The following is a 26052-nucleotide window of genomic DNA, read 5'->3' on the forward strand; positions in this document are numbered from 1 at the left end:
TTCATAATCTTTTGGTCAATGGTTGTCAATTTTCTTATTCTAAAAAAAAGATACTCCAACTAATAATTTAATCGGGGTAATATAGCCCTTGCTTGAATTAGTTTTGGCCATATATTTTTGGAGTTATCTAACTTTCCTCCTTACCGTTAATAAGTTCCTTGCAGGAATGGGGGGAATTCTCATGGTGAAGTGGCAATTGGTCGGGGTTTTGTATTGTTGATACAAGATTTGCTCTTTTGGTGTTAGAGGATATGGTGGTATCCAGTTGTTTTCTAAGACATGCTGCTAGGGCCTGACCAGATACAGTTTCTGAAAGATCTCTGGTTTCCCAAGGGTCTTTTCGGAGGTCATAGATTTCTTCTTTTCCATCACCTCTAAGAATATAATGCAAATCTTGAATGACCATTGATTTCATGTCTCCTTTGGAAACCGGATGCCATTCAGGTAGATACATGGCATAGCGAAGTTCTGATAGGATGGGGTCCGTTATGGGAGGAAAATCTTTTTGAATGCTTTTATCATTCCAATAACGAGCAAGTGAATATCCAGGAAAAGTCTGATCGGTACCAGGATTCTGAAGATTGGTTAAATCAGCAATGGTTGCTGGCAAGTCACGAAGCGAAACCCATTCAGTTACTATTTTTCCTCTTGGAACTTTGGGAGGGAATGAGATAATCAGTGGGACGTTGAGGGATGGACCATAGAGAGAATGTCCATGGCTCGGGATTCCATGCTCAGAAAATTCCTCTCCATGATCCGATGTAATGATGACGATAGTATTTTCCAGGATGCCGTCAGATCGAAGCTGATCAAGAAGTTCTCCAATCTGAAAATCTAAAAAGGCAATGGCCCCGTCATATAAATTTTGAAGTCTTTCAGCTTCAGCCGGGGTGTAATTTTTCCAAAGGTCTGCAAAAGGCAATGTGTCGACGTCCTTTCCGAACATTCCCTTGTAGGGGGCTGGCGGTAGATAGGGTTCATGTGCATCAAAATAATTTAAGAAGGCAAAGAAAGGTCGGCCCTCCTCTTTTGCTTGTGGTAGCCAGTCGAGGAAAGCGCGATTAATGTCAGGAGCTTTTTTTCTATTTAACAGTTCGTAATAAGTGAACCATCGTTCGTTGGGTATGCCGAAAATGCTACGTATGAGTGATGCGCTGACGGCAAGTTCTCCAAGAGAGAATTCAAAGTCTTCATAGTGAATGAATCCACGATTGATTCCATAGACATAACTACAGTATTCAAGGTTAGCCACGAATCCGGCGGTGAGATACCCTGCGTTTCGGAGCTCTTCGGCCAAGGTGGGATAAGTGGCGTCAAGGGGAACCCGCCAATTCGTTGAGAGTTCATGCCCGTGATACCCCGTAAACATACTTCCATGAGATGGAAGGGTCCAGGGTGCCGTGCTTAAAGCCTGATCGAATCGGGCTCCTGTTGCTGCAAAATCTTTGAGTCTTGGGGTTGTTTCTCGATCATAGCCATATAGACTTAAGCTTTGGGCGCGGACAGTATCCAGAACAATGAATAAAACATTCGGGGTTTGTTGCGACACTGGAGCGGGCAGGGTTTTTATGGCTTGGTATTCTATTATCATTTGTCCGCTTGTGAGTGACACGGCAATTAGGAACTCAATCACAAGGAAAATAATTGAAGTTTTTTTCAACATTAAAAGAAACTGTTGTACGTCTAAAAATATTATTCGGGAAATGAATATGGTTGGTCCGAGGCCGACCACTAGAGCTAACCAATGATTTAGGGGGAATAACATGAGGAGAAGACTTAGTGACCAAAGAAAGGTGAATAGAACAATACTTGAACGGACCGATATCGTTTCTGCCTTGAAGGAATTTATCAGTACAAAGAGCAGCCCGAAGGCAGCGAAAATCAGCATGTTCGCCAATGGAGACATCCAAACGAAATGTGGACTGTGAATGATATGGATCCCGTGAAACAGGTATTTTTTTATTGCGTAAATTGCTATCTCACCTGTACCGGCAAGAAAACCCGCCCATATTCCAATGAGGACGTGGATAAAAGGTGAAGAGGGAAACAGGGTTTGTGGCTGCTCTTTGTTAAGCATTGTAGGTTCTTGGGGAAATAGAGTGACGAAAGAATCGGCTTAAAGTTTGAGTTTTTTAAAAATGTTTTCAGGTATTAACTTTATTATGGTCATAATCGGCCACCAGAACCCTGGAGTATATACCACGTTTTTATTTTTCAAAATGGCCTGGTATATCTGATTTCCTATCCTAGCTGGGCTTGCAAAGAGTCCATTTTTTTTCAAATGGGCTGTCATTGGAGTATCGACAAATCCCGGTTTAATTGTCACCACAGAAACTCCAAAAGGCGCTAGTCGATTTCGAAGACCTTGAAGAAAAAGAGTCACGGCCCCCTTGCCGGTGCCATAGATATAATTACTCTGTCGTCCCCGGTCTCCTGCCACAGAAGAAATTACCGCGATGCAACCCTTTCGACGTTGTTCGAAGTAGTTTGCAAGATGGGTTAAAAGGGAGAGAGTACTTAAACAATTGGTATTAAACTCCTTGATCAATGCCGGCGTGTTGTTTTGGCATTCATTTTGGTCGCTGAGGGTGCCATGAGCGATGAGAACGATATCGATTTCGGATAGGTTTGCATTTGCGATATCAATCAGTTGTTGGTGTAGTTCGAAAAGATTTAGATCCATTGGGAATTCTTCTGCCCGTCGTGCTCCCCTGACAAGTAAATCTGCTGCAACCACGTCGAGTTTTTCCTTGTTCCGTGCTACTAGGAAGAACTCTGCACCGTCTGAAGCAAAAAGCTTTGCCGTTTCGTGAGCAATCGCAGAAGTGGCGCCTAAAATGAGAATTTTCATGGGTTGCCTCATGTAGTTATGGCATTGAAATAAGTGTATTTTCTGATTTCGAAAGTGGGTCTAATAGCCTTCCGCTCGGTTCCTCCATCAAGCAATGAGAAATATGGGATGTGGTGACTCGTCGCCAGAAACTGGAAGAAAATTTCGGATCCATGAATTGAATTAGTGTCTCCCATTGCGGGAAAAAACGTTGAAAATTTGAGGCAGACATTCTTGCGTCCTTGGCTGGATATACGGCCCCACCGTATTGCAGGACAATTTCATCCAGGGAGGCAAGTAAATCCAGTGTGCGTGCTCCCTGAAATGCAAAATCCAAGGCCAGTGTCGTTCCAGGTCTTGGAAAGGAGAGAAGACCAGGCGAAGAGATTGACCCAAATTGTTTGAGAACTGCCAAAAAAGACCCTTGGCCAGAATTTTTTATTTTAGCTAGTAGAGCATAAATTCCTTCTTTTTGATGCTCGGGTGGAATGACGCATTGGTGTTGGAGAAATCCGAAAGTCCCATAAAGACGGTTCCAGTTGAGGATTGAATCTAAGGGGTAAAAAAATTGCTCATATGTTTCATTCTTTAACCCAGAAGAAAAAGGCCTCGAATGGTAGTACAAAGCATTAAATAATTTAAGGGCAGCTGGATTTAAGAAACAGGATGGAAAATTACATGGAACCTGTAGGTATTTGCGTGATTTTGGTGTGTGGGTTGGTGAATTCGCAGCATTTCCATGGTTACCTCGTATAAATATCCCTCTTCCCAAATTATTTTCTGGGGCAAAGCAATCGATCCAAGCAACTGTGTATTCAAAATCTTTTTCGGAAGAAGATGACAGCAGGAAAAACTCTTCAAGATGAGAAAACTTTAAACGCTCAGCTAAAATCCAGGGACTACGAATGTGAGTTAATTGTATTTCAGCCCGCAAAATTAATCCGGTAAGGCCCAATCCTCCGACCGTAGCGCGAAACCATTCGGGGTTTTCAGTGCGCGAACAGTACATTCGCGTACCATCGGAACGAAGTATTTCCATACTATTCACATGGCACCCAAATGTCCCAGAGCGATGATGGTTTTTCCCATGGACATCATTTGCAATCGCTCCTCCAATGGATACGAATTGCGTCCCCGGAGTGACCGGTATGAACCATCCATGTGGGATCACAACCTTGAGGATTTCTTGAAGGCTGACCCCAGACTCGCATTGAAGGATGCCGGTTGAGGCGTCAAAGGAAAGCAATCGATTAAGCGAAATTGTGTCAAGGAGAATTCCACCCTCGTTCAAGCAACTGTCCCCATAACTTCTTCCGTAAGCATGGGGAAGCACACTCGACTCCAAAGTCTCAAATTGTGGAGTCTCATGGGCCCAGAGAATGGGGTGGACCTGCTGTCGCTGGGTCTTTGGGTAGCAGCCCCATGATTGATATCGAGCCATGGTTGATTTCAATAATGAATGTTTTTAAATGGCTAATACAGCCAAGATTACTGCCCCCGCTCCTACTGCATAACTGCTTGGGTCTTTCAGGGCAATCATAAGTGGATCATCATCTAAACTTCCTCGGTGAGCCAGAAGCCATGTTCGACTGACCCAATACAGAAGTAAGGGGCAAATGAACCATAAGAAGTTTGGATTTGCGTATATAGTGGAGACCTCTGGACTATTGATGTAAAGAGCAAGGACTAGAACTGACATGTAGCCGCTTATCGTTCCCATTGTTGCAAGGATTTCTTTGTCGGCCCCTACATAGGCCCTGCGTTCAATGCCTTGAAAATTCTCCACTTTTCGAAGTCGTATTTCGGCGTAACGTTTCCCAAATGCTAGGCTGAGAAAGAAAAATATGGAAAAAGCTAATAGCCATGCTGAAATAGGAACGGAAACGGCAGCGCCTCCTGCGATAATGCGTACGGTATAAAATCCGGCGAGTGTTAGAACGTCAAGAATGGCGATTTTCTTAAGATAGGTGGAATAGATCACGGTCGTTATTGCGTATCCGCCCAAAAGGAGAGAGAACAGTGGCGGGAGTGCGAGTAAAGAAATGGAAAAAGCAAAACAAAGAAGCACAGGTTGAAGCCAGAGCCCCATTTTTATTGAAAGGGCTCCTGAAGCAAAGGGGCGCGATTGCTTTTTGGGATGTCGTCTGTCCGCAGGAAGGTCAAGTAAGTCGTTAAAAATGTATAGTCCTGAAGCACAAAAACTAAAAGCAACAAATGCCAGAGAGGCCTGGAAAAGTTGTTCAAAATGAAAGAGATGATGTGCTGTGGCGACAGGGAAAAAAAGTAGAATGTTTTTAACCCATTGATGAACTCGTAAAGCCTTTAATATGAGAGAAAATGTAGGAGTCTTGCCTTGATAAAAAACCTTGATAGAGCCGTATTTTGGGGTGGTATGTAGTAATTGGTCGTGTGATTGAACCAATGTCACTGTTTGGGCTGCTTCAAAATTCTGACGTTCGGATTGGCCAGGAGTGATATGCTCGAGGCCATTTGGGTCAAATCGTGTTTCAGTTGTCTGTTGATGTCGTCGGTGAGAGAGATATTGAAGGTCACTTCTGAGTACGACTTGTGAAAATAGTTTGAGATGTGTTGAGACTGCATGAGCAATATCCAAATTCCATCCGGTAATCAACACTAAATCTCGGCCTTGTGTGGCCTCTTCGCGGAGATATCCTATGACATTTTGGCGGAATGGAAGGTTGGATGCATCAAGGTGGACCTTCTTGGCAATCTCTTGATGAACATGTCGGAACCCTCGAAATGTCCAAATCAGGATTTGAAAAATGGAAAAAGGATTCTTTTTGAGCAGCAGTAACAGAGACTCTAAAAACGTGTTTGTTGCAAGGAGAGAGTCATCTAACTCTATGTAGAGCTTATGGGTATCCTTGCCAATAGGAGAGGACTCCTTCTTTTCAAATGATGGTTCAAGAGTTGTCGTAGTCATATCGCATTCCTCTCGATGGAACCAGCTTCCTGGCAATCTAATTGCTTAGAGTTTCTATGAAGAATGCTTGACAATAATCCCATCTCAGGTATGGACCCCGATAGCGAGTTAAACTCTTTTTGTTCTGGGTAGTTGGGTTCTGTTTGAGTGGAAGTTTCGATGTGCCAATCAAGTAGAAGCGTCGCCCAAACTGCCAGGGTGCACCAACAATAAATAGACCCTATGGTAATCGTTGCCCAAGCGGCGGGTTGGAATAAAACTGTAAATTGTAGGGGAAGTATGAATCCCACTGCAGCAAACGCAACCAATCCGTTTCTTGCCTCTACTTGATATGTGATGGCAGGAAGAGGAGTTCCCTGTAAAGTTTTTCCACGTTGGTAAATTATGGCCGTGAGTGGACCAAGGGGAAAGAATAAATAATAAATCCATCCTAGCGGGGAAATTAGAATGGCCGAGATTAGTAATAAGGCAAATGCCCTATCTACGGAATACTTTGATTGATCTTTATATATAATGAAGAATGTGCTTGTTGCGATGAGGCCTGATAACGCCAACCATAAAAAGTTTACGGTATTTGAGGAATCGAATGCCAAAGCAAAACTCGGGTTTTCCTGAAATATCCGACTAAGTAGCCCGTGAAGCGAAGCATTCATGGACGCCCATGACCAATCTACCAATCTGAGTTTTTCGATCCACTGCCAATATATCTCTTGCCCAAGTACCAAAATCCCAGTGATGTAGGAAACTATGCAAATAAAAAGGAGGTTGGCGAAGGCTTTATATTCTTTCTTTATTAGGAAATATGGAGCAAAGATGAGCAGAAAGGGTTTAATGGCACAGGCCAACCCTAATGAAAGTCCTGCTTTTGCCCATTGGGTGTTTCTTGCTTGAATCCAACTTATTGTTATGGGGAAAAGTAAAAGGAATGACAGTTGTCCCGTTAAAAAAAATGCCCCTGTCCCGCAAAAAGCTAAAAATCCAATAAACAAAACACGGCTTTGTCTTGGGGTAGGGGTCATATGCAATTCTTTTCCAATGAAGTGTAGGCTTGCGACAAGACCTATAAGGTTGAGGATGCCCCAAATGGTTAATGCTATCTCCGGGGCCATGTGCCCAAGAGGGAGAAGTGGTAGGTGAAAGTGAGGTGGGTTAAGATTCCAAAATTGTTGGCCAAACTGGGGATTAATCACAATAAATGTACCAGGATTAGGTCCATACATTTCCCCACCCTGTAAATAGGCAACGATGGAGTAGAAAAATTTACCAAAGTCATTCATGTTAAGTTTATCAATCATCAGATAGGTAAGTAGCACGTTCCAGCCTATGATGAGAGTGGCGAGAAATACGAAGCATGGTAGAGATATCCCATTGAAGGTAGGACGTTGAATGATTGATCGAATATTCATACTGGGTATTTTAATTTTATCCATTGGAGATGGAACCTTGCGCCTTAATGGTTGGTCCTGGAACATTGAGGATGACTAATGGTAGATGGTTCCTAGTTTTCATGCTTGTGTCTATAAGGGCTATGCCAATCGTATTCCTTGGTGTGCAGGAATATGATCAAGAAGTGAAAATGATTTATGTAATTCAGAAATGGGATTACCCACTTGTGTGATATGTTCCTCATGTATCGGACCTAACCAATTGGAGGCTTTAGCGAGATACTCGACTCTGTGAGGGTCAATTTTCATTAAACGAGCGCAGGTAGCATCGACTGCAGGAAGGTTGCGACCCATCACAAGGACTCCAGAATGAATAGGTGTGCCCATAATAGGTCCGTCGCCCTCCATTCCCACGATACCATCAACGATGGCAAAGTGGGGTTGTAGGGTCGCATTGATATCCAGAATCGAATTGGTGATGCCAGCCTGATGTAGAACATTTTTGGGCCAGCCGTAGTAAATTCCAGGCATGACTCCAAATAGGTTTTTCATGGATAGTGTGGCGCCGGCCCAATGGTGGGTTTTGAGCTTTGCAATAGATACGATCCAATCAACCGAATCAAACACGCGAGGAAAAGTGAGCCTCTGAAGCTTCGTTTTGTTGCCCAAGTTTGGGGTAGCCCTTCCACTTTCATAATTCAGGTTCAGGAATTGAATTTTGTCCTCGTAAAGGATGTCTCCCAGTCCTGAGGTTTCTATGACATCAAGGGTGTCACGTCGATGACCAGGTCCTTCCCCGACCATAACTTCTAATGCCCCGAATGAAAGAAAAGCCTCGATGGCTCCTCGAACAACTAATGGGTGGGTGTTGATGTGGCTGGCTCCTTGATGTGTTTCAACAAGATTAGGCTTCAAAAGAATACGTTTGCCTTTTATTTCAGAAGGCGTAATTCCCAGCTCCTGAAAGCCAGAGATGATCACCGAGCGAATATCTTCGCTATAAGTACTGGCTTGACCAATGAAAGTTCGAGCTTTAAGTGTTGGTCGATTTATCCATTCAGCGAACGATATCCCAGAAGAAACGAGAAGCCCACCAGCAAGGATCGTGCGAAGGAGTTCCCGTCGTGTCCAGAGGTTAGGATTCAGTGAAGACCAAGACATTAATCAGTTCCTTACATGCTCGCCAAAGTGGCAGTCGAAGTTTGAGAAGAAACCTCAGCGTTGATTAGGTTATTAAGACCGTGGGGAGCGATCAATGGGGCCAATAGCAAACATAAAGACGGTGTATCGTATCCTCCAAATCGTTCTCGATGTTTCCATGTATCGTGAATGCGTGTTGTGGCATCGGGGGGAGTTTCATTCCAAGCGTTAAGACCCAGAAGGCTCCATCCTACTGCAATCGGCGTTCGAAGGCGTGTGAATTCGGTCTGTAAAAATTCAAGACTTTTAGAAATGTGAATCCTGGAAATTCTCCCAGCCAAAGCCGACAGTGCCGCACCCGTATCTTCGGGTGAGGGTTTGAGCTCTTGTTCAAAAACCATTGTATTTCCATAGTTCCACCCCCCATGGGATAATTGACGATCCAAGATCATACTTGTGGCTTCCTTTAATCTGGGATGATCGGAAAAGCCAACATTATGTAAGGCCGTCATGGCCATGGCTGTAGACTCGACCCATGAGTGGGTATGGCCAATCCAGGGCCATCCCTTTAAAGAGGGGTCATGGCCTAAAGGTGTTTCAGGATTTTTTATCCAATGCTCTCCTGAGGAATTTAGTAGAAATTGGATGGCTTTCTCTCGCGACACATGATGGGATTTCGATGTTTCCCAAGCCAAAATTGAAATTGGGGTTGGCCAAAAAGATTCGGGGTGATCGGGAGAAAGACTTACCCGACCGTCTGGCATTTGAAAGGAGGTTAAGTAATCTCGGGAGCGTTGGAGGACTTGTGCGTCGTGTTTAAAGTGACTAAGGATGATGGTGCCCCAGGCCGTAGCATCCGGACGATCCTCACCTTGAGTAGTGAACAGGAACCCTCCGTTAGGACGGATTCGAGTGCGAAGTTCATTGAGAAGAATTTCCACAGAAACTTTCCAGTGCTGGCGTGCCCTTAAGCCCTAGGACAATTGCTTGTATTTTGGATGTAATAGGATCTCATGCGTTAACCATGTCCTTGCCAAACTATTAATGGAGTCAAAAATGGGGGCAAAGAGTGAGCTCTGGCAATGGAATTTTCGGTTTGAATGTGAAAGGACTTTATTTTTAACTGTCAGGGTATTGTTCTCCTAGGGAATCTCGTACTCCAGGTATTGAAATACGTGAAAGGTTTTTTTCAAAGGGAATGAATACTTAATTAAGTTTGGAGGTCATTTGAGTTAAAGAACGCCATGAATTGATAGAGAATTTACAGCAAGAAAACCGGACAAATACATCATTTTTACCTAGGGTGAATGCTAATCAAGGGAAGGCAAAATCAAGCCGATAGGAGTACAGAAGCGAGTGATGTTGAAGCGATTTTCTTGAGCCTGAAAATTTTAATTAAAGCTCTAAGCCTTATCCTTTTATTTGTCTCTTCAAAGATGGTCTAGGTGGGACGCAAGGTTTTAGAAGGGCAAACCGATAGCAGAATTGGATGCATTAGTACGAAATTAATAGTGAATCGAGAACTCCTTCTCGAAATGGCAAACCTGTCGTGAGGCAGGGACGCAAAGCCACGGGTCAGAAGAATTTCAGCTGACAGCCGGGTTGTCGAAGGAAGGGATGCAGTGCCACCCATAGGGATGGAGTTCTCCTGCTTGCTCTAAGAGGAGATTTCTATGACCACTTGGTATTGGTTGCTGCCTGAAGATAATCCATGTGAATCCCACAATAATCAGTGGAAACACTCCTCTTCTCTAAGCTCCATCATTACATCGAAATATTCTGTTTTGAAGCCATGGGTTCTTGTTAAAGGTTCCCAACGGCATTGTGCGCTACTCTCCCAAAAATATTTAAAAACAGGTCCTTTCCTAGAAGTAAATAAACGTAAATCCAATCTTTCAGATTACGGTTCCTTTGGTTTTGGCTGTGGAGTAAGAAGCACTGGCATCGTTCCTCCGCGGGGCCATAAATCCTTTGCTCAGCCAGCCCCTCGGGAAGTGGAACCCCAGTCTAGTAGCAAGCGAGATTTGTGCTGGCAACGTGAACATCTACTATTGACATCAAAACATCTTCCTAGTCGGGCTCCCCTTCCCGATAAAGGCAAACCTGTCGTGAGGCGGGGGCGCAAAGCCACGGATCAGGTCAGCGATCTGAAAGCCGGGTTGCCGGAGGAGGAATAGGAAAAGGGGATAGCCGAGGCTGGTGGAAATACGGGCCACCCCGTTTCGGCAATATTCTTTATTTATCGTGCCCGTGAGGAGATTCGATATGACGAATTCTGTCATGCAGTTTATTCGGGATGAAGAAGGGGCTACCGCTCTTGAGTACGGATTGTTGGCTGCTCTTATTGCTGCCGCGATTGTGACAGCAGTGACTCAATTAGGTACCACGGTGTCTAATACCTTCAACTCCATTGCCAACGATATGGCGGCTGCTACGGCCAGCTAATCTGCAATGTAAGCTCCTTCGGTTGTTCCCCTCTGAGAACCTATCCGATCTTCGCATCGGATAGGTCTCAAAGGGATTACGCAGGGAAGGCTGGGATAAATAGTGGCCTGTATGGATCTACCAACCAGCACACACGACTATAAAAATTTTTGTTCCTTGCCGCCTTTTCGCATGAGGTGCTCCTCCATCCCCATGGATTGGGACCGAGGAAAAAGTCGACTGGGAATATTGAGGGAACCACTATGAACGTGAAGACAACGCAGATCTCACCCTCTCGTGCAATCAAAAGCCAGCGCGGCAACACAACGACTGAAATGGCGATGATGTTGCTCCCATTTGTCATTTTGATAATGGGGGTCATGGAATTCGGCTGGTATTTTCTTCATCAACATACGCTCCAATATGCCACCCGAGAAGGCATGCGTTTGGCATTAGTTGGGGAAGTTTTAAATGATGAAAATGGAAATCCTCAAACTCGAGATGCTTCTATCAGACAGGTCATCCATGAAAAGGGTGAAATTGGGTTAATGAATATTGACCCAGCTGATGACATTTCTATTTGGAAGGCTGGCGCAAACGATGACGAAGAAGGTGGCTTGACATTTGATGAACTCGCCCCAAATGCCGGTAATCCAGCAGATTACATGAGAATCAAGGTTGACTATCAACATCAATTTTTGACACCGCTTATCGGCCAATTTTTCTCAGAATCAGAAGCAATTACTCTGAGAGCTGAAGCGACTTATCGTAACGAAGATTTCACAGTGGAGGGGGTATAAACGCCATGGCTAATCACATCGTTCGAAATCAAAAAGGAATGGCGGCAGTTGAGTTTTCCGTGTTGGTCAGCATTGCCCTCCTCATTATCTTTGTAATCGTGGACTTTGGCACGCTGATACAGGCTCAAGCGGTTGTGACCAATATTACGAGAGAAGGGGGCAGTTTAGCGTCTCGTGACCTAAAAAATGGTTCAGACCTTTTGGACCTCATGGCGGAATCAAGCGCCCCACTTAATTTTACGCAAAATCCAGAATTGTACAAAATATATCTTGCCAAGGCCGACGCTGGCGAAAATGCCAGTAACCCAGACCCAACATGCACGGTGCAAGAACTTGGATCATTAGATGCGATTGCAGGCAATGGCGTCGATTCTCCTGCAAATAGTCCAACCTGCGATTTGCCGCAAAATTTGTACGATCTTTTAAAGTATGACGATAGCGTGGAAGTACAAGCGGCCCCGATTTCCCAGTTTACTATTGTCAAAGTTTATTATGTACATCAACCTGTCACCCCCTTGGAAGAATTTTTTAATGCTTCAGGGCATACCGTGAATAATTATGATCTCTACGATGAGCTGGGCCAATACGGCCAAGATGGTGAGTCGGATGGGATTTTGATTACGAGCAAGGCGGTGTTTTGATCGCTTTTTTGAAGGCGAAAAAGGGTTGGTAACATTGGTAACAATTGAACGCCAGATTTCCCGGGCAGATAGCTACAGACAAATTTTGTCCGTGATGGGGAGCAGTATATGAAACCAATTAAACATTCTTTAGATTTAGATAACTTAGAAAACAGAGATGTAGTTCGCGGTTCGAAACGCCAAAGTAGCAAGCTTCATGTGTCGAATTCGCGAGGAATTTTTGCCCTTGTCACAGCCTTGTCGGTAGTGAGTTTGTTTGCCTTTGTGGCGTTGGGCATTGAGGTAGGTCGATGGTATGTGGTGAGAGCCGAATTATCAAAATCCGTGGATGCCGCAGCCCTGTTGGGTGCAAAAAATTATTCAAATCCCTTTCTTGTGACCGAAGATCTCATGGCCGCAGTAGGGCAAGCGAATTTCAGCCCAGGGCTATTGGGTACGGAGGGCAATCCCCAAATTACAGGGACCAAAGGAGCTGAAGGCAAAGTATTTGTCGAGGGCAGCACGAACGTTTTAAATAAAATCACGCAGGTGGTCGAAATGCAAGACCATATTGCCAAGGGGACCTATGAAAAAACATATATCACGTCATCAGGGGTAGCCCAACAACGGGAAGTAGAAATCATGCTTGTGCTCGATGAATCTGGGTCAATGAGTAGTGCCATGAGTAATTTAAAGACCGCAGCCAAGAGTTTCGTTGATTTTTTTGAGCATACTGATGACACTGACCAGATGGGTCTTATTACATTTGCTTCAGGCGTGGTGGTTGAACGTGCCCTTGGGCCAAATTTTTATGATGATATGACCACGGCCATTGATAATATGTCTGCTAGTGGTGGTACCAATACGGAAGATGCGTTGGATCAGGCCGATGGTCCCTCAGGGTTCACGGATCAAACCGGGATTCCAGGTGACGAAAGAGTCCAACAATTTCTGGTGTTTTTCTCAGATGGTAATCCGACGGCCTTCCGTGGAGATTTTACTCGAAATGGCACTGACTATGATGCCGTGGGGTATGCGGCTAATTGGGATATCAAATTAATGAATCCTAATTCCCAGTTTTCGTATCTCAATGTGAAGCAATATGAAACGGGTGATGGAAAAACCACGGGTTCTACAGTTTGTCAATCAGGGAGCCCGCTTGCTGGATATTCAAACACCAAGTGGCATGTCTTGGATGATCCCACCTATGGGGTGAGCGGATATAGTGACTTTTTAGAAGTCTACTATTCTGACTTATTAGGAACCACCGATCCTGAAAAGTGTAGCCTTAATTGGAATAAGGGAAGGGACTATGTCGAAGCTATTACGAAGCAAATGGCTATTGACCATGCCCAGGAGGTTAAAGACAAAGGCATTAAAATCTATACCGTTGGGCTAGGTAGTGTGGATCAGGACTTCCTATCTCAAATCGCGAGCGGGCCAGGGTTTGAATATTTTGCACCAACCTCTGCCGACTTGAAAAATTTGTTCCAAAAAATTGCCACGAATATCAGGCTGCGCCTAGTTCAGTAATGCCGTTATGGATGTGTGGTGTGGAAGCGTAGTCCCTGTGATTGGAAGTTGGAGGAGGGAATCAGGATGGTACAGATTCTAAAATTTTTGACCGATGAAGAAGGAGCGACAGCATTAGAGTATGGACTTTTGGCAGCCTTGATTGCTGCGGCCATTGTGGCCTCAGTGACAAATCTCGGACAAGTCATCCTTAATGCATTTAATTTTATTACGGCTGCCATGCAAGCGGCTGTTGGTGGTGGGAGTTAACGACTAACCTTCTTGCCATGTGACAGTTTTAAAAAACGGCCGTGCCGGCTCTTTTAGAGTAGTCGGGACGGCTGTTTTTCGTTGTAAGGATATACATGGAAAATATCTGGTTAACTCTATTTGTCATCATGGTGGTTGTCGGGGCTGCCGTGACGGATTTCCGAAAGCAAAAAATTCCAAATATCTTAACGTTCCCTAGTATGGTCGTGGGTATTGCTGGTCACAGCCTTGTTCATGGATGGCAAGGCCTAGGCTTTAGTCTTAGTGGGCTAGGATTAGGACTTATTCTTCTTCTAGGATTCTATGCGATGGGGGGGATGGCAGCAGGTGATGTAAAGTTGATGGCCGCTGTCGGTTCATTTTTAGGCCCTCTAAATATATTTCTAGTTTTCCTCATGACGGCAATTCTCGGAGGGTTTTATTCTCTTGGCATGATGATTCATGTTTTAGGTTTTCGTGGGATGTTGGAACATGTGGGGGGAATGTTCAAAACTTTGTTCCTGACAGGAAGAATTAAGCTGGCGTTTGCAGGAAATGCCGAATCCGAAGTCAAGTTGCGTTATGGACTTGTTATTGCTCTGGGAACGTTAACTTTTCAATTTTGGTTTTGGATTGGTATTGGTTGATCGTCAAACGAATGATCTTTCTGTTTCCAAAAAATTTATTTTCTTAAATGGGTTAAGGAGAAGAAAAAACACTCCGATACATCAGACATGGATTGTTGTATGCCGTTCACTCCTTGAGTAGATTTTTTAATTTGAGAGTGTTTCCGAAAGGCCCTGGTTATGGTTCGAAATCGTTCTCTTCTCTTTTTTGGATTGGCGATTCTTTTGGCCTTTGGAACTTCTATCATGGCCTATAATTGGTTTCAAAACCAAACCCCAGCCCCCCAAGTTAAAAAAATCGTAAAATTTGAGGGAACCCCTATTGTCGTGGCCAGTGCGGACCTTCCGTGGGGTACCCCCTTGACCAAAGAAATGGTTCGAGTTGTGAATTATCCAGCTGAGCATTTGCCAGAGGGAAGATTTGAGAACATTGATATGTTGCCTGGACGGGTAGTGCTCACCCATCTCAAACGGAATGAGCCGATACTGGAATCCAAACTTGCCCCGTTGGATATTAAGAATGGGGGTGTTGGTGGTGTTTTGCATCCTGGGATGCGGGCCATGGCAGTTCGGGTGAATGAAGTTGTGGGTGTCTCAGGATTTTTAAAGCCAGGAGATCGTGTCGATATTATGGTCACTCTCCAAAATCGTGGAAAGAGGGAAAAGATTACCAAAACGGTCTTAGAAAATACCTTGATTTTGGCTGCTGGAACACAAATGGAGCGGAAGGGACCAGGGGAAAAACCAAGGGCAGTGAAAGTTATCACCTTTGAAGTGTCTTTGGAGGAAGCTGAAAAATTAGCGTTAGCTTCCACGGAAGGAAAATTGCGTTTAGCTCTTCGCAGTCCAATTAATACAGAACCCGAGCTGACCAAAGGTGCAACTACACAAAACTTACTGTCCTCTTATCGAGCGGCAAGCCGGGCACCAGTGGCAAAACGGCGAGCCATCTCCCGTGACAAAGTCGAATTGATTAAAGGCACGAACCGAAAATATTTAAGTTTTTGATTAATCAAGCAACCCTGAAAAATGGATGCCCAAATACAGTCTCAAGGCTAATAGATCAAATCAAATAAAAGTTGCATAACCATCATGAGCAATAAATTTTCTGTTTTTAATAGTTCTCTAATACAACCAATTTCTTGTCGGATATCTAAGCTGGCGGTTGTTTTTGTCGTAACGCTTTCCCTGATTTTTGGTACCCCAATTCAGGCTTTATCTGATGGGCTGACACGAGACATCATTCAAACTCCCAATCCTCAAACCTTGTCAGTAGTTGTCGGGAAATCAACCGTTCTCCAAAGCCCTTTGCCCTTAAAACGAGCGTCACTCGCTAATCCGGAAATTGCCGATACATTGGTACTTTCCCCCACCCAATTATATCTCAATGGAAAAACCATTGGATCGACAAATCTCACATTGTGGGGCCGTGATGGAAATGTGTTCGCGGTGTATGATGTTGTGGTTCAGCCAAATATTACGCGCCTGAAAACCCAGATCCATGAATTGTTTCCGGAAGAAAATTCAATAGAGGTACGTGCCTCCCAAGCACATATTACCCTTTCAGGATCTGCTTCAGGTCCGGAGGTGATTACCCAAGTTGTCGGGTTAGCCAACACTTATGCACCTGAAAAAGTGATGAACTTTATGCAGGTTCAAGGAGTGCAGCAAGTCATGTTGGAGGTGAAAGTCGCAGAAATGGCGAAAGGGGTGTTGAAGCGTTTGGGGGTAAACATACTAAATGTTTCAAATCGTACCGAGACCATTGGGTTGCTTGATGATCTTACTTCATTTTCAAGGGATGACCAAACAGGGGCCTTAACGCAGTTGCTCGGAACGAGTGTCGATTTGGCCGTAGGATTTGATCTTGGAAGCGATGTCTTGCTGGTGGCTCTTGCCGCCTTGAAACAGCACAATCTCACAAAAATTTTGGCGGAACCAACACTGGTCTCTCTGAGTGGGCAAGAAGCCAGTTTTCTTGCGGGTGGGGAATTCCCTGTTCCCGTACCCCAATCATTTGGAGTGACCACCATCAAATTTAAGGAATTTGGAGTAAGCTTGAAATTTAATCCAACAGTTTTGGGTGATGGAAATATTACATTGAAAATTGCTCCTGAAGTATCGGAACTAGATTTTTCAAATGGTGTAAATTTTGAAGGATTCACCATTCCGGCATTACTCACGAGAAAAGTCGAAACAATCATTGAATTAAAGGATGGTCAGAGTTTTGCAATCGCGGGTCTTCTACAGGACAACATTCGCGAAGCCATTGCAAAGTACCCAGTCTTAGGTGACATCCCTATTTTGGGGGCCCTATTCCGGAGCACCAGCTTCCGAAAAAATGAGACCGAGTTGATTATCATTGTAACTCCTCGTTTAGTGAAGCCATTGGATATGAAAAAACAAAGTCTTCCCACGGATGCCTATTTGGAGCCGAATGATTTTGAACTCATGCTCATGGGATACATGGAGGGGGTACGACGAAATCCTGGTCAGAATTCAGGAGGAGTATCACAGGAAATATCTAAGACAAAACAGTCAAATCGAAAAACGCTTTCTGTTTCTTCACCCACAGAGCCCCCTTCAGCACTAGTTCCGATGGCTGGTGGGTTCGAGGGGCAGTTTGGGCATTTGGCACCCTAAGATCTAGAGGTATTTGATGGAACGAATAATCCCAAATTTTATCATGGTTGGAATTTTTAGTGTGTTACTTGAAGGATGTCTGGTCTGGCCAACGATGACTGAAACCATGGGGCATCGGCCTGTTGAAATGGGTAAGGATGATCAAGTCATGTTCCCAACGGCTCCTCAACCCATTAACTTATCCACAAATTATGGCAATTCATTTAGAGCGGCCCGTGACAATCAAATTCTTAATCCTGAGGCTTCAGATAATTTAGAACCTGTTGAAGGGTTGGATGGAAATGCAGGTGTTCTTGCGACACAACGATTCAACTCATTCTTTAAGAAGCCTCCATTTGGAGGAAAAAAAGCCGGAGGCTCTGGTAAGTAATGAGTCAACAATCTTGGAAACCAGTACGATTGAATGATGGGAAGTCTGGAGGGAGCAAGGGAGGATCGTCCAGCCAATTTCTGGTGGACTTAGTCATTTATAATCCAGAAGTCAAAAAAACCTTTCAAGAGGTGGTTGACGCTCATCCAAGTTTACAGGTCAAAGATCCCAATGATCCTACTGTGGCGCGACTTGTTATTTTAGAACTTGATGAAGACCCATCTGAATCCTTTTCCTTTATTGAAACTGTCGTCCAAGCGGTCGAAGGGCGAGAAGTATTTCTTACATCACCCCGCACAGATTCTCAGGTACTACTGGAAGCACTTCGGGCGGGCGCCAAAGAATTTTTTCCTCAGCCAATTCAAGAATCTGAAGTGGGAGTGGCTTTAGAGAAATTCGTGACTCGATGTCAACAGGCGACAAAGGAACACACGAAAAAAGTTGGAAATATTCTTTGTCTCCTTGGAGGAAAGGGTGGCGTAGGGACCACGACAGTAGCCGTAAACCTTGGCTTGGGTCTTCATGGCGCTTCGCCAGGAAGATCGGTGGTCCTGGTTGAATTAAATCAGCATGGTGGGGACCTAGCGATCTTTCTTGATGTGCAGTCCAATCATAGTTTGCGTGACCTCGGCTCAGATTTGACTCGATTGGACCTTGCCTTGTTGACGCGTGTGCTCACCAAGCATTCTTCAGGAATGCATATTCTTCCTTCTGGATATGATGATTTGAGTAGTGGCCGGATTTCCCCAGAATCCGTGGAGCCCATCTTGAAACTCCTCCAATCAGTATTTGATCATGTCGTGGTTGATTGTGGTCATGTGTTGGACCTTCCGACTAAAAAGGTACTTGAGATGGCATCAACGATCATTGTGATGTCGACCTTGATTGTCCCGGTCATTCACCGAACTAAAAAAATCTTAGATTTATTACGGAATTCCGGCATTGATGGGAAAAAAGTTCGTGTGGTGTTTAATCGTTTTTCTACACAAGAACAGGAGGTACTTCGAGAAACCGAGGAAACTCTTAAGATTGACTCCTCCTTTGTGATACCTAACGACTATCCCACAGCAAGTGATTCAATTAATAACGGGACGCCAATGGTCCTCTCGGCTCCCCGAATGCCTATTACCAAGGTCTTTCATGATATCGTAAAGGATTTAGGGTTTGGTTCAGATGACCCAAAAGAGCAGGCAAATTGGATGGGGCGTTTGCGAGGAATGATGAATGGGCGGGCGGCATCCAAGACCGCTCAAGTGTCATAGGATTTCCTTCCAGTGAAGGGTTTTTACCTCAATGTTTAGTCCTAATTGGGATGATAGTGCAGCTATTGGACTTGCGAATTATGGTGACCTCAAGCATGAATTGCATCGGAAGGTCATCGAAGCACTTGATCTTTCTGTTGTCTCAAAACTCGATCCGGATCTACTCAAAAAAGAATTAAGTACACTTGTCGAACATCTCCTCGAGCAGGAGTCTGCCCCGCTTAACATCCGAGAACGCGAACAACTAATTTCCGAAATTCAAAATGAAGTGATGGGGCTGGGACCCCTCGAACCGCTTGTTCAAGATCCAACGATCAATGATATTTTGGTGAATCGTTGCGATCAGATTTATGTGGAACGGGCAGGGAAGCTTGAATTAGCCGACGTACGATTTCGCGATGAAGCGCACCTGAGGAAGGTGATCGAAAAAATCGTGTCTGCCATAGGGCGTCGGATTGATGAGTCTTCCCCCATGTGTGATTGCCGGTTGTTGGATGGCTCTCGGGTAAATGCCATTATTCCTCCTCTTGCCCTTGATGGTTCATCAATCTCAATCCGGAAATTCAGCAAAGACAAACTTCAGATTCAAGATCTCGTCAATAAGCGATCCTTGACCCCAGAAATTGCGGAGCTGCTCCAAGGCATTGTGGAAGCAAGACTAAACGTCATTATTGCAGGGGGTACTGGCTGCGGAAAGACTACGATTTTAAATATTTTGTCAGGATTTATTCCAGACGACGAGCGAATCATTACGATAGAAGATGCGGCGGAGCTCCAACTTCGGCAGGATCACGTCGTTCGTCTTGAAACACGGCCACCCAATGTTGAAGGGAAAGGAGAAGTCAACCAACGAGATTTGGTGAAGAACTGTCTCCGTATGCGACCCGATCGAATCGTGATGGGGGAATGCCGTGGTCCCGAAACCTTGGACATGCTCCAAGCGATGAACACGGGTCATGATGGTTCGTTAACAACGATTCATGCGAATACTCCACGGGATGCCTTGACTCGAATTGAAACCTTGGTGGCCTTGGCTGGTTTGAATATTAGTACCAAGGGCCTTCGCCATTATATTAGTTCAGCGGTAGATGTCATTTTGCAAATGACTCGCTTGTCCGATGGGTCAAGGAAATTAACCAGTTTGCAAGAAATTACTGGGATGGAAGGAGAGATTATCACACTCCAAGAAATTTTTACGTTTGAACAGACTGGGTTATCTGATGATCGAAAGGTCCGTGGAAAATTTACGTCAACGGGAGTTCGCCCGAAGTTCACGGAGAAGTTTAGAGCGTTGGGAATTGAATTGTCTCAAGATGTCTTTGATCCCTTAAAAGTCTATGAAGTGTAAGTTATTTTGTGGGCGATACTTCTTGAGCACATCTCTGGTAACAGCAATGACAGGATTTAGAGGACGGGGCTGAGGAATTAATCATGACAATTCTCATGAGTATAGGCATTTTCTTGTCAGTGATCCTATTTATTGAGGGAGGTGCCTATGCCTACCATGCTCATTTGAATCCTAAGACCAAAGCCCTGAAACGGCGTTTACGCGGTTCTGTGGGGTCAACACCTACAAGAAAGACCCCAGAGCAAGTTGAGGTCATGAGAAAAAGAAGTTCAGGGGACATGCCCTGGATTGATCGGTTGTTAACAAAGTTGCCGAAATTAGACTCCCTCGAAAAAACTCTTCAACAAGCTAATAGTAGTATGCCGCTGGGCGTGTTTTTGTTTCTCTCCGTAGGGATGGCCGTGACAGGCTTGGCCATTGCTGCCCTCAATAATGCCCCTCTTTATGCCATGTTCATTGCGACGATCGTTGGTGGGTTTTTGCCGTGGTTGTATATGCGTCGGCAGCGAGCTCAGCGCTTTAAAGATTTTCAACGCCAACTTCCTGATGCATTAGACTTAGTCTCTCGGTCACTTAGGGCCGGCCACGCGTTTAGCGTGGGCATGAAAATGGTAGGGGACGAATTCCCCGATCCGATTGGGCCAGAATTTAATCGAGCCGTTGAAGAAATATCTTTTGGCATTGATGTGGCGGAAGCATTAAAAAATCTTTCAACGAGAATCGAATGTGTGGATCTACGGTTTTTTATTACTTCTCTGATTGTACAACGAGAAACAGGTGGAAATCTTGCAGAAATCCTAGAGTCGATTAGTCGGCTGATTCGGCAACGTTTCGAATTGTTAGGAAAGGTTGCCGCTCTATCAGCTGAAGGGAAATTGTCTGGAATAGTTCTTGTCTTGTTGCCCTTTGGGATTGGCATTCTTCTCTGGTTTCTGAATCCTGCCTATATGAATCTGCTTGTCACCGACCCTATGGGAAAAAACATGTTAACGATTAGTGGGGTCTTGATGGTCATTGGTTCATTTATGATGAAAAAAATGATTTCTTTTAAAGTGTAAGGATTTCATGGATCAAGCGCTTATCATTGCTTTTATGGTGTTTATGATGACGGTCCTCACCATGGTGGGTGTCTATACTCTTGTCCGTTCTCGACAAACTGCAAAAGATTGGGGTGAACGTATAAGGGGAAGAACGCCGACAGTTGAAAGCACGGAAACCGGTAAAGGCTTGGCATATCTGAGCGGAATATTTCTTAAGCTTCTTGAGCGATTAGGTCAGGCCAATAAACCCAAAGACCAAGCGGAAACCTCTCGTCTTAAAAAGACGCTTGTGACGGCAGGGTATCGTGGACCTCGGGCTCCAGTAATTTTTCTTGGGAGTAAAATATTTCTCGGGATACTTTTTGGTGCATTGTTTTTTATTTTTGGTGACCAGATTACAAAAGGTATGACGGCTAATGTCTTTTCCATGATCATGATCGCTACGGCACTTGGGGGCTTTTATATGCCTCAATTGTGGTTGTCTCTGGCAACTTCACAACGAAAGCAAAAGTTGCTCAATGGGTTTCCCGATGCCCTGGATCTTATGGTGGTCTGCGTAGAAGCTGGTCTTGGGCTTGATCAAGCCATTGCTCGAGTGGGTGAAGAAATCAAAATTGGGCATAAAGACCTTGGTGATGAATTCCAATTAGTGAGCTTGGAATTGCGCGCTGGGTTTTCTCGTGAACAAGCGTTGCGAAATTTAAGTGATCGCACTGACATTGATGAAATAAGAAGTTTGATTGCCCTGTTGATTCAAACTGATCGGTTTGGGACGAGTGTGGGCCAAGCCTTACGCGTGCATTCAGATTCCATGCGAATGAATCGACGCCTTCGGGCCGAAGAAATGGCGGCGAAGCTGCCGGTTAAACTCATGCTTCCCCTTATAGTGTTTATCTTTCCGAGTTTAATGGTCGTCATTATTGGTCCAGGTGCGATAAAACTTATTCGAAATTTTCTGCCCGCTATGTCAGGAAGTTAGTTATTTTAGGCGGTACCTTATTAGGGCCACTCGTCAATACATATTACCGCGAAGGGAATATCATGAAATTAATTCAGATGCCACAATATCTTATTGTTACTGCTTGTTGCGGCCTCATCTTAGTGGGGTGTGAGTCTTTTTCTATGAAGCCCCAAAAATTTTCTACTCCCGATGAACATTATCAGCAAGTATTAGAGGCACAAAAAGCTGGTGTAGAATTTGATGAAGCTGCAAAAAATCTTCCGGAAGCCACGGCTGAAGAGCATGCCAAACTTGGAGATGCTCATCTTCAACAAGGGCAGTTAGGGCTGGCGATTGGTCAATATCTTCAAGTCTTAGAAAAAGATCCCACACAAACTGCCACTCGGTATAAATTGGCTATGCTGTTATTAAAGCATGGCAAGGCTGATGCTAGTCGGAAAGAATTTAAGAAAGTGCTCGAGCAAGATGACCAATTTGCCTTAGCCTACGAGGGGCTAGGCCAAGCATTTCTCGTGTTAGGTGACCATCTTGGTGCAGATCAATCGTTTCGCAAAGCACTCAGCCTTGATCAAAATCTTTGGCGATCCCATACCTATTTGGGCATTATGGCTGATCGACGTCATCTGCATTTATCGGCCATTGAGGCATACAATGCAGCGTTAGCCATTCAACCTAGAGAAGGGATGGTCTTGAATAACCTAGGTATGGCTCAATATATGAACCGGCAATATCGTCAAGCTGCAAACACTTTTCAGTTGGCCATTCAGGCAGGAACAGACTCACCGAAAGTAGCAAACAACTTGGGATTAGCACTTTCAAAGCTAGGAAAGTTTCCAGAGGCTTTTGATGCATTTAAAAAGGGGACAAATCCTGCCAAGGCCTACAATAATGTCGGAATTGCTTTGCTGGAAGCAGGGCGGCCAAAGCGTGCCATATCCTGCTTTGAAAAGGCCATTGAGTTGGAACCGACGTTTTATGAAAAAGCCAATGAGAATCTTGAACAAGCCAAACGAGCTGCGAGTCAGGTTGACCCAAAGGGGTCTACTAAATTAGAGGCCTGTTTGTAGCGTTTAGAGTTTGAAAGGACGTCTCTAGTTATCCGGAAAACTCTGACGAGAAAAAATTCCCACCGTTTTGGTTAATGAACTATGACGATAATGTTGAATTTCTTTTCTTTTTTTTCACTCCTTTCTCCCCAATAGAAAAACGTGGGTACGTTATGGCCTCACTCCGGCAGTGCGGGCAACGGCTAGGTCGTTTGAGGCGAGTCCGATGTCGAAATTCATACCCGCAATCAATGCATGTCGGTTTTTCCATCATAATTTGTTGTGACGGGCTTCTGGCGAAAGAACGAATGATATGAGTCAGATGGTCCTCTACCTGCCGTTCTGAGAGATGGACTAGACCAGATAGTTCGTGCACGGTATAGGATTGATGGGCCAATAAGTGAATGAGGTATTGTCGAGCGGTCAAGGCCGAGGAAATCCTATGGTGTCAAGATTACAAGAACCTTTAAGTAAGTGGTGTATGGCCTTTGGTTCATTGGCGTAAAATGGCTTCTCTTCTAGCATGTAGTTTTCCTGCTTCTTCTTCACGATTCATCAAGTTCATTAGAGAACCATACACTTCAAGGGTTGAGGCAATCTGTGGATGCTCCATTCCAAAGGCCTTTTCTCGAATCTTTAACGCCTGTTTAATTAATGGTTCTGCCTTTTGGTATTCTTGCCTGTCCTGGTAAATTTGAGCAAGACTCGTGAGAGCGTTGGCCATGTTTGGGTGTTCAGCACCTACGGATTTTGTCCAAATTGGGAGTGCCCTCCAAAAATAGGGTTCGGCTTTTGCCAAGTCATGTTGCCGCCGATATACCTCCCCTAAAGAGTACAAGACCGAGGCGAGTCGGCTATCGGACTCTCCCCACATTTCGGCCTGTGGCAAGGCTTTTGTCAGGAGACCTTCTGCATAGGCATATTCCTTCTGTTCAATGGCTTCCTGAGCTTCTCGTAAGGAAGCTTCCCAGGGGGATTCCTGACCGCTGCATCCATACAGCGGGAGCCCCAACAATACTAATAGGAAAAGACACCTCAGTTGTTTCATCAGTTCTTTCATAGTAAAAAACTTATAAGGTTTTCGCCAACTTTGTTGTGGAGGAGATTGGAAAGTCTATCCATTTAGGCTTTTTCCTGGACATTTCCCTTTCTCCACTGTAGCCTTATTAATTGGAGTGAAGCATTCTTATGTCTTTGAAATTAGGCATAATTTCGAGGTGCAAGGGGTTTAAGCATGAGTGTCATTTCGAGAATTGAAAAATTCCTACGACGAGATTTATGGCTCCCTGAGCTGGAAACGCTCCGAGGCTGGGCAGCATTCTATATCAAGACCCTTCGGTTGATCGTCGTCGCATTTTCAGACTTTCGTGACGGTGCGTTAAGCATTAGGGCCACGAGTTTGGTGTCTACTACCCTATTGTCTTTGGTCCCGGTATTGGCAGTGACGTTTTCTGTGCTGAAAGGTTTTGGCATTCATCAGCAAGTGGAACCGCTCTTGGCACAAGCTCTTGAGCCATTAGGCGCCAAGGGGGCGGAGCTTACCACCAAAATCATCGAATTTGTGAATAATCTTAAAGTGGGAGCTTTGGGGGCGGTGGGTGTGGCTGGACTCTTTTATACGACGTATTCGCTCATCGATAAAATCGAGGAAGCGCTCAATCATATTTGGCGTGTTCGCCAAGCCCGTCCGTTGGCTCGGAAATTCACCGATTATTTGAGCGTCATTCTAGTAGGGCCCGTACTGGTCTTTACCGCTTTTGCGACTACAGCTTCTGCCCAAAGTCATTGGTTGGTTCAATCCATATTGAAAATTGAACCACTCGGCGCGGCCTTTGTGTGGGCGACGACCCTTATGCCCTTTCTGTTGATTTGTGTGGGGTTTAGCTTTCTTTACAAATTTGTCCCGCATACCGTGGTTCACACGTCTTCCGCGTTGATGGGAGGAGTCACGGCAGGAATATTGTGGCAAATCGCAGGAATGCTCTTCGCGACCTTTGTCGCTGGGACAGCCAAATATAGTGCGATTTACTCAAGCTTTGCAATCCTTATTTTGTTCCTCATGTGGGTCTATGTTGGATGGTTAATTGTGTTGATTGGGGCCCAGGTGGCTTATTATTATCAACACCCTTCGGCGTATCTCACGAGACTACGCTGGAAGCACAATACCGCCGCATTCCGAGAACACCTGGCGTTGACCATGCTTGTCCATATGACCCGCCGTTATCTTGCTCAAGAGCCACCCTTTGAGGAGGCGGAATTGGCCAGCATGTTAGGGGTGCCCCTTTCTGCTCAAGAGGAAATCGTTGAGGATTTTATTGATCATGGGTTGGTCTACCGCACGGTAGATCCCAAGGGTCTCATGTTGGGGAAACCCCCGGAGCAAGTCACCGTGTTGGAAATTCTGCAATTGGTCTCCCATCGGGAATATCCTCCGGCGCCGATGGATTCCCATGCGGACGATCCTGTTGGGTCGATTTTACGCGTGAAGGATCAGGCCGTGAATGAATCATTGAATGGGTTGACCTTAAAAACATTGTCGGAAAAAGACCCTTCTGCCTTCACACTTTCAGAATCCTCCTCAATTTTAATTGACGAACCTGTCTCGTAATTTGGCATAGTGCAGTTCCCCCGGGCTGTTGGTGCTAGAATATGAAACGTAACCCGACTACTGTCGTTCCAATTTTTGGAAGGAAATTCTGTGATGGGATAGGGTTATGGAAACGAAGAGAGTATCAACTGATGTCCAAATCATCACTCATGCCCAGACGGGGGAAAGATTAGGCACTGGCCATTGATTCAAAGGATGATTTATCCCGCCCCAGGATTGATCCAGAGGCATTATGTACAAAGTC

24 protein-coding genes and 2 riboswitches are annotated in these 26052 nt (G+C 44.8%); of the genes, 15 read left to right on the forward strand and 9 right to left on the reverse strand.

Annotated features, from left to right (window positions below; genetic code table 11):
- Positions 1–127 precede the first annotated feature (127 nt).
- From PPG34_RS01425 to PPG34_RS01455, 7 genes are all read right to left on the reverse strand, one after another.
- Positions 128–1591, reverse strand: a complete 1464-nt coding sequence (locus tag PPG34_RS01425) for a sulfatase (RefSeq protein WP_313831347.1) — start codon at positions 1589–1591, stop codon at positions 128–130.
- A 525-nt stretch (positions 1592–2116) separates the two neighbouring features.
- A complete protein-coding gene (locus PPG34_RS01430) occupies positions 2117–2851 on the reverse strand; it encodes an SDR family oxidoreductase (RefSeq protein WP_313831348.1) in 735 nt (244 codons plus the stop codon).
- A gap of 16 nt (positions 2852–2867) precedes the next feature.
- A complete protein-coding gene (locus tag PPG34_RS01435) occupies positions 2868–4271 on the reverse strand; it encodes an FAD-binding oxidoreductase (RefSeq protein WP_313831349.1) in 1404 nt (467 codons plus the stop codon).
- 24 nt (positions 4272–4295) lie between these two features.
- Positions 4296–5774 (reverse strand): UbiA family prenyltransferase, encoded by a 1479-nt coding sequence (locus PPG34_RS01440; protein ID WP_313831350.1) that lies wholly within the window; start codon positions 5772–5774, stop codon positions 4296–4298.
- A complete protein-coding gene (locus PPG34_RS01445) occupies positions 5771–7204 on the reverse strand; it encodes a glycosyltransferase family 87 protein (RefSeq protein ID WP_313831351.1) in 1434 nt (477 codons plus the stop codon). The genes PPG34_RS01440 and PPG34_RS01445 overlap by 4 nt, the downstream gene beginning before the upstream one ends.
- 96 nt (positions 7205–7300) lie before the next feature.
- A complete protein-coding gene (locus PPG34_RS01450) occupies positions 7301–8320 on the reverse strand; it encodes a DUF362 domain-containing protein (protein ID WP_313831352.1) in 1020 nt (339 codons plus the stop codon).
- A gap of 11 nt (positions 8321–8331) precedes the next feature.
- The gene (locus tag PPG34_RS01455) at positions 8332–9240 is read right to left on the reverse strand and encodes a prenyltransferase/squalene oxidase repeat-containing protein (RefSeq protein WP_313831353.1); all 909 of its coding nucleotides are present in this window, start codon (positions 9238–9240) and stop codon (positions 8332–8334) included.
- Between the two features lie 586 nt (positions 9241–9826).
- Positions 9827–9909, forward strand: a riboswitch (cyclic di-GMP riboswitch).
- Between the two features lie 476 nt (positions 9910–10385).
- Positions 10386–10466: riboswitch (cyclic di-GMP riboswitch) on the forward strand.
- A gap of 98 nt (positions 10467–10564) precedes the next feature.
- On the opposite strand from PPG34_RS01455, the gene PPG34_RS01460 reads away from it, so the two are divergent.
- The 14 genes from PPG34_RS01460 to PPG34_RS01525 all read left to right on the forward strand — a co-directional run bounded on the left by PPG34_RS01460 (position 10565) and on the right by PPG34_RS01525 (position 23221).
- A complete protein-coding gene (locus PPG34_RS01460; RefSeq protein ID WP_313831354.1) occupies positions 10565–10744 on the forward strand; it encodes a Flp family type IVb pilin in 180 nt (59 codons plus the stop codon).
- A 242-nt stretch (positions 10745–10986) separates the two neighbouring features.
- On the forward strand, positions 10987–11523 hold the full coding sequence (locus PPG34_RS01465) for a TadE/TadG family type IV pilus assembly protein (RefSeq protein ID WP_313831355.1): 537 nt from the start codon (positions 10987–10989) through the stop codon (positions 11521–11523).
- Positions 11524–11528: 5 nt separating this feature from the next.
- A complete protein-coding gene (locus PPG34_RS01470; protein WP_313831356.1) occupies positions 11529–12164 on the forward strand; it encodes a TadE/TadG family type IV pilus assembly protein in 636 nt (211 codons plus the stop codon).
- Between the two features lie 108 nt (positions 12165–12272).
- Complete coding sequence (locus PPG34_RS01475; protein ID WP_313831357.1) at positions 12273–13676, forward strand: TadE/TadG family type IV pilus assembly protein; 1404 nt, start codon at positions 12273–12275, stop codon at positions 13674–13676.
- Positions 13677–13742: 66 nt separating this feature from the next.
- Positions 13743–13925 (forward strand): Flp family type IVb pilin, encoded by a 183-nt coding sequence (locus PPG34_RS01480; protein ID WP_313831358.1) that lies wholly within the window; start codon positions 13743–13745, stop codon positions 13923–13925.
- A gap of 95 nt (positions 13926–14020) precedes the next feature.
- Entirely contained in the window at positions 14021–14551 is a 531-nt protein-coding gene (locus PPG34_RS01485; RefSeq protein ID WP_313831359.1) for an A24 family peptidase, read from the forward strand.
- Between the two features lie 159 nt (positions 14552–14710).
- The gene (gene cpaB, locus PPG34_RS01490; protein WP_313831360.1) at positions 14711–15538 is read left to right on the forward strand and encodes a Flp pilus assembly protein CpaB; all 828 of its coding nucleotides are present in this window, start codon (positions 14711–14713) and stop codon (positions 15536–15538) included.
- Positions 15539–15622: 84 nt separating this feature from the next.
- Positions 15623–17173 carry a type II and III secretion system protein family protein gene (locus tag PPG34_RS01495; protein WP_313831361.1) on the forward strand — a complete coding sequence of 517 codons (1551 nt, stop codon included), beginning with the start codon at positions 15623–15625 and terminating at the stop codon, positions 17171–17173.
- A 43-nt stretch (positions 17174–17216) separates the two neighbouring features.
- Positions 17217–17543, forward strand: a complete 327-nt coding sequence (locus tag PPG34_RS01500; RefSeq protein WP_313831362.1) for a hypothetical protein — start codon at positions 17217–17219, stop codon at positions 17541–17543.
- A complete protein-coding gene (locus tag PPG34_RS01505) occupies positions 17543–18805 on the forward strand; it encodes a CpaE/TadZ family protein (RefSeq protein ID WP_313831363.1) in 1263 nt (420 codons plus the stop codon). Before PPG34_RS01500 ends, PPG34_RS01505 begins: the two co-directional genes overlap by 1 nt.
- 31 nt (positions 18806–18836) lie before the next feature.
- Positions 18837–20153 carry a TadA family conjugal transfer-associated ATPase gene (locus PPG34_RS01510; RefSeq protein ID WP_313831364.1) on the forward strand — a complete coding sequence of 439 codons (1317 nt, stop codon included), beginning with the start codon at positions 18837–18839 and terminating at the stop codon, positions 20151–20153.
- A gap of 83 nt (positions 20154–20236) precedes the next feature.
- Positions 20237–21211: a type II secretion system F family protein gene (locus PPG34_RS01515; RefSeq protein ID WP_313831365.1), complete on the forward strand. Its 975-nt coding sequence runs from the start codon at positions 20237–20239 to the stop codon at positions 21209–21211.
- Positions 21212–21218: 7 nt separating this feature from the next.
- Positions 21219–22172 (forward strand): type II secretion system F family protein, encoded by a 954-nt coding sequence (locus tag PPG34_RS01520; RefSeq protein ID WP_313831366.1) that lies wholly within the window; start codon positions 21219–21221, stop codon positions 22170–22172.
- 62 nt (positions 22173–22234) lie between these two features.
- On the forward strand, positions 22235–23221 hold the full coding sequence (locus PPG34_RS01525) for a tetratricopeptide repeat protein (protein ID WP_313831367.1): 987 nt from the start codon (positions 22235–22237) through the stop codon (positions 23219–23221).
- Between the two features lie 79 nt (positions 23222–23300).
- Here the strand turns inward: PPG34_RS01525 and PPG34_RS18430 are convergent, their stop codons facing one another.
- Together PPG34_RS18430 and PPG34_RS01530 are read right to left on the reverse strand one after the other, a co-directional pair.
- Positions 23301–23627, reverse strand: coding sequence for a transcriptional regulator (locus PPG34_RS18430; protein ID WP_478219260.1), 327 nt, complete (start codon positions 23625–23627; stop codon positions 23301–23303).
- 66 nt (positions 23628–23693) lie between these two features.
- On the reverse strand, positions 23694–24248 hold the full coding sequence (locus PPG34_RS01530; RefSeq protein ID WP_313831368.1) for a tetratricopeptide repeat protein: 555 nt from the start codon (positions 24246–24248) through the stop codon (positions 23694–23696).
- A gap of 186 nt (positions 24249–24434) precedes the next feature.
- On the opposite strand from PPG34_RS01530, the gene PPG34_RS01535 reads away from it, so the two are divergent.
- Positions 24435–25808, forward strand: coding sequence for a YhjD/YihY/BrkB family envelope integrity protein (locus PPG34_RS01535; protein WP_313831369.1), 1374 nt, complete (start codon positions 24435–24437; stop codon positions 25806–25808).
- Positions 25809–26052 lie beyond the last annotated feature (244 nt).

This window comes from Candidatus Nitronereus thalassa (assembly GCF_032191465.1).
Taxonomy (GTDB): domain Bacteria; phylum Nitrospirota; class Nitrospiria; order Nitrospirales; family UBA8639; genus Nitronereus; species Nitronereus thalassa.

Coding starts and splice junctions, on each gene's coding strand:
- PPG34_RS01510 (WP_313831364.1), top strand. CDS start 18,837: ATGTTTAGTCCTAATTGGGATGATAGTGCAGCTATTGGACTTGCGAAT.
- PPG34_RS01430 (WP_313831348.1), bottom strand. CDS start 2,851: ATGAAAATTCTCATTTTAGGCGCCACTTCTGCGATTGCTCACGAAACG.
- PPG34_RS01495 (WP_313831361.1), top strand. CDS start 15,623: ATGAGCAATAAATTTTCTGTTTTTAATAGTTCTCTAATACAACCAATT.
- PPG34_RS01425 (WP_313831347.1), bottom strand. CDS start 1,591: ATGATAATAGAATACCAAGCCATAAAAACCCTGCCCGCTCCAGTGTCG.
- PPG34_RS01535 (WP_313831369.1), top strand. CDS start 24,435: ATGAGTGTCATTTCGAGAATTGAAAAATTCCTACGACGAGATTTATGG.
- PPG34_RS01460 (WP_313831354.1), top strand. CDS start 10,565: ATGACGAATTCTGTCATGCAGTTTATTCGGGATGAAGAAGGGGCTACC.
- PPG34_RS01515 (WP_313831365.1), top strand. CDS start 20,237: ATGACAATTCTCATGAGTATAGGCATTTTCTTGTCAGTGATCCTATTT.
- PPG34_RS01505 (WP_313831363.1), top strand. CDS start 17,543: ATGAGTCAACAATCTTGGAAACCAGTACGATTGAATGATGGGAAGTCT.
- PPG34_RS01465 (WP_313831355.1), top strand. CDS start 10,987: ATGAACGTGAAGACAACGCAGATCTCACCCTCTCGTGCAATCAAAAGC.
- PPG34_RS01435 (WP_313831349.1), bottom strand. CDS start 4,271: ATGGCTCGATATCAATCATGGGGCTGCTACCCAAAGACCCAGCGACAG.
- PPG34_RS01440 (WP_313831350.1), bottom strand. CDS start 5,774: ATGACTACGACAACTCTTGAACCATCATTTGAAAAGAAGGAGTCCTCT.
- PPG34_RS01475 (WP_313831357.1), top strand. CDS start 12,273: ATGAAACCAATTAAACATTCTTTAGATTTAGATAACTTAGAAAACAGA.
- PPG34_RS01445 (WP_313831351.1), bottom strand. CDS start 7,204: ATGGATAAAATTAAAATACCCAGTATGAATATTCGATCAATCATTCAA.
- PPG34_RS01500 (WP_313831362.1), top strand. CDS start 17,217: ATGGTTGGAATTTTTAGTGTGTTACTTGAAGGATGTCTGGTCTGGCCA.
- PPG34_RS01480 (WP_313831358.1), top strand. CDS start 13,743: ATGGTACAGATTCTAAAATTTTTGACCGATGAAGAAGGAGCGACAGCA.
- cpaB (WP_313831360.1), top strand. CDS start 14,711: ATGGTTCGAAATCGTTCTCTTCTCTTTTTTGGATTGGCGATTCTTTTG.
- PPG34_RS01520 (WP_313831366.1), top strand. CDS start 21,219: ATGGATCAAGCGCTTATCATTGCTTTTATGGTGTTTATGATGACGGTC.
- PPG34_RS01470 (WP_313831356.1), top strand. CDS start 11,529: ATGGCTAATCACATCGTTCGAAATCAAAAAGGAATGGCGGCAGTTGAG.
- PPG34_RS01450 (WP_313831352.1), bottom strand. CDS start 8,320: ATGTCTTGGTCTTCACTGAATCCTAACCTCTGGACACGACGGGAACTC.
- PPG34_RS01530 (WP_313831368.1), bottom strand. CDS start 24,248: ATGAAACAACTGAGGTGTCTTTTCCTATTAGTATTGTTGGGGCTCCCG.
- PPG34_RS01525 (WP_313831367.1), top strand. CDS start 22,235: ATGAAATTAATTCAGATGCCACAATATCTTATTGTTACTGCTTGTTGC.
- PPG34_RS01485 (WP_313831359.1), top strand. CDS start 14,021: ATGGAAAATATCTGGTTAACTCTATTTGTCATCATGGTGGTTGTCGGG.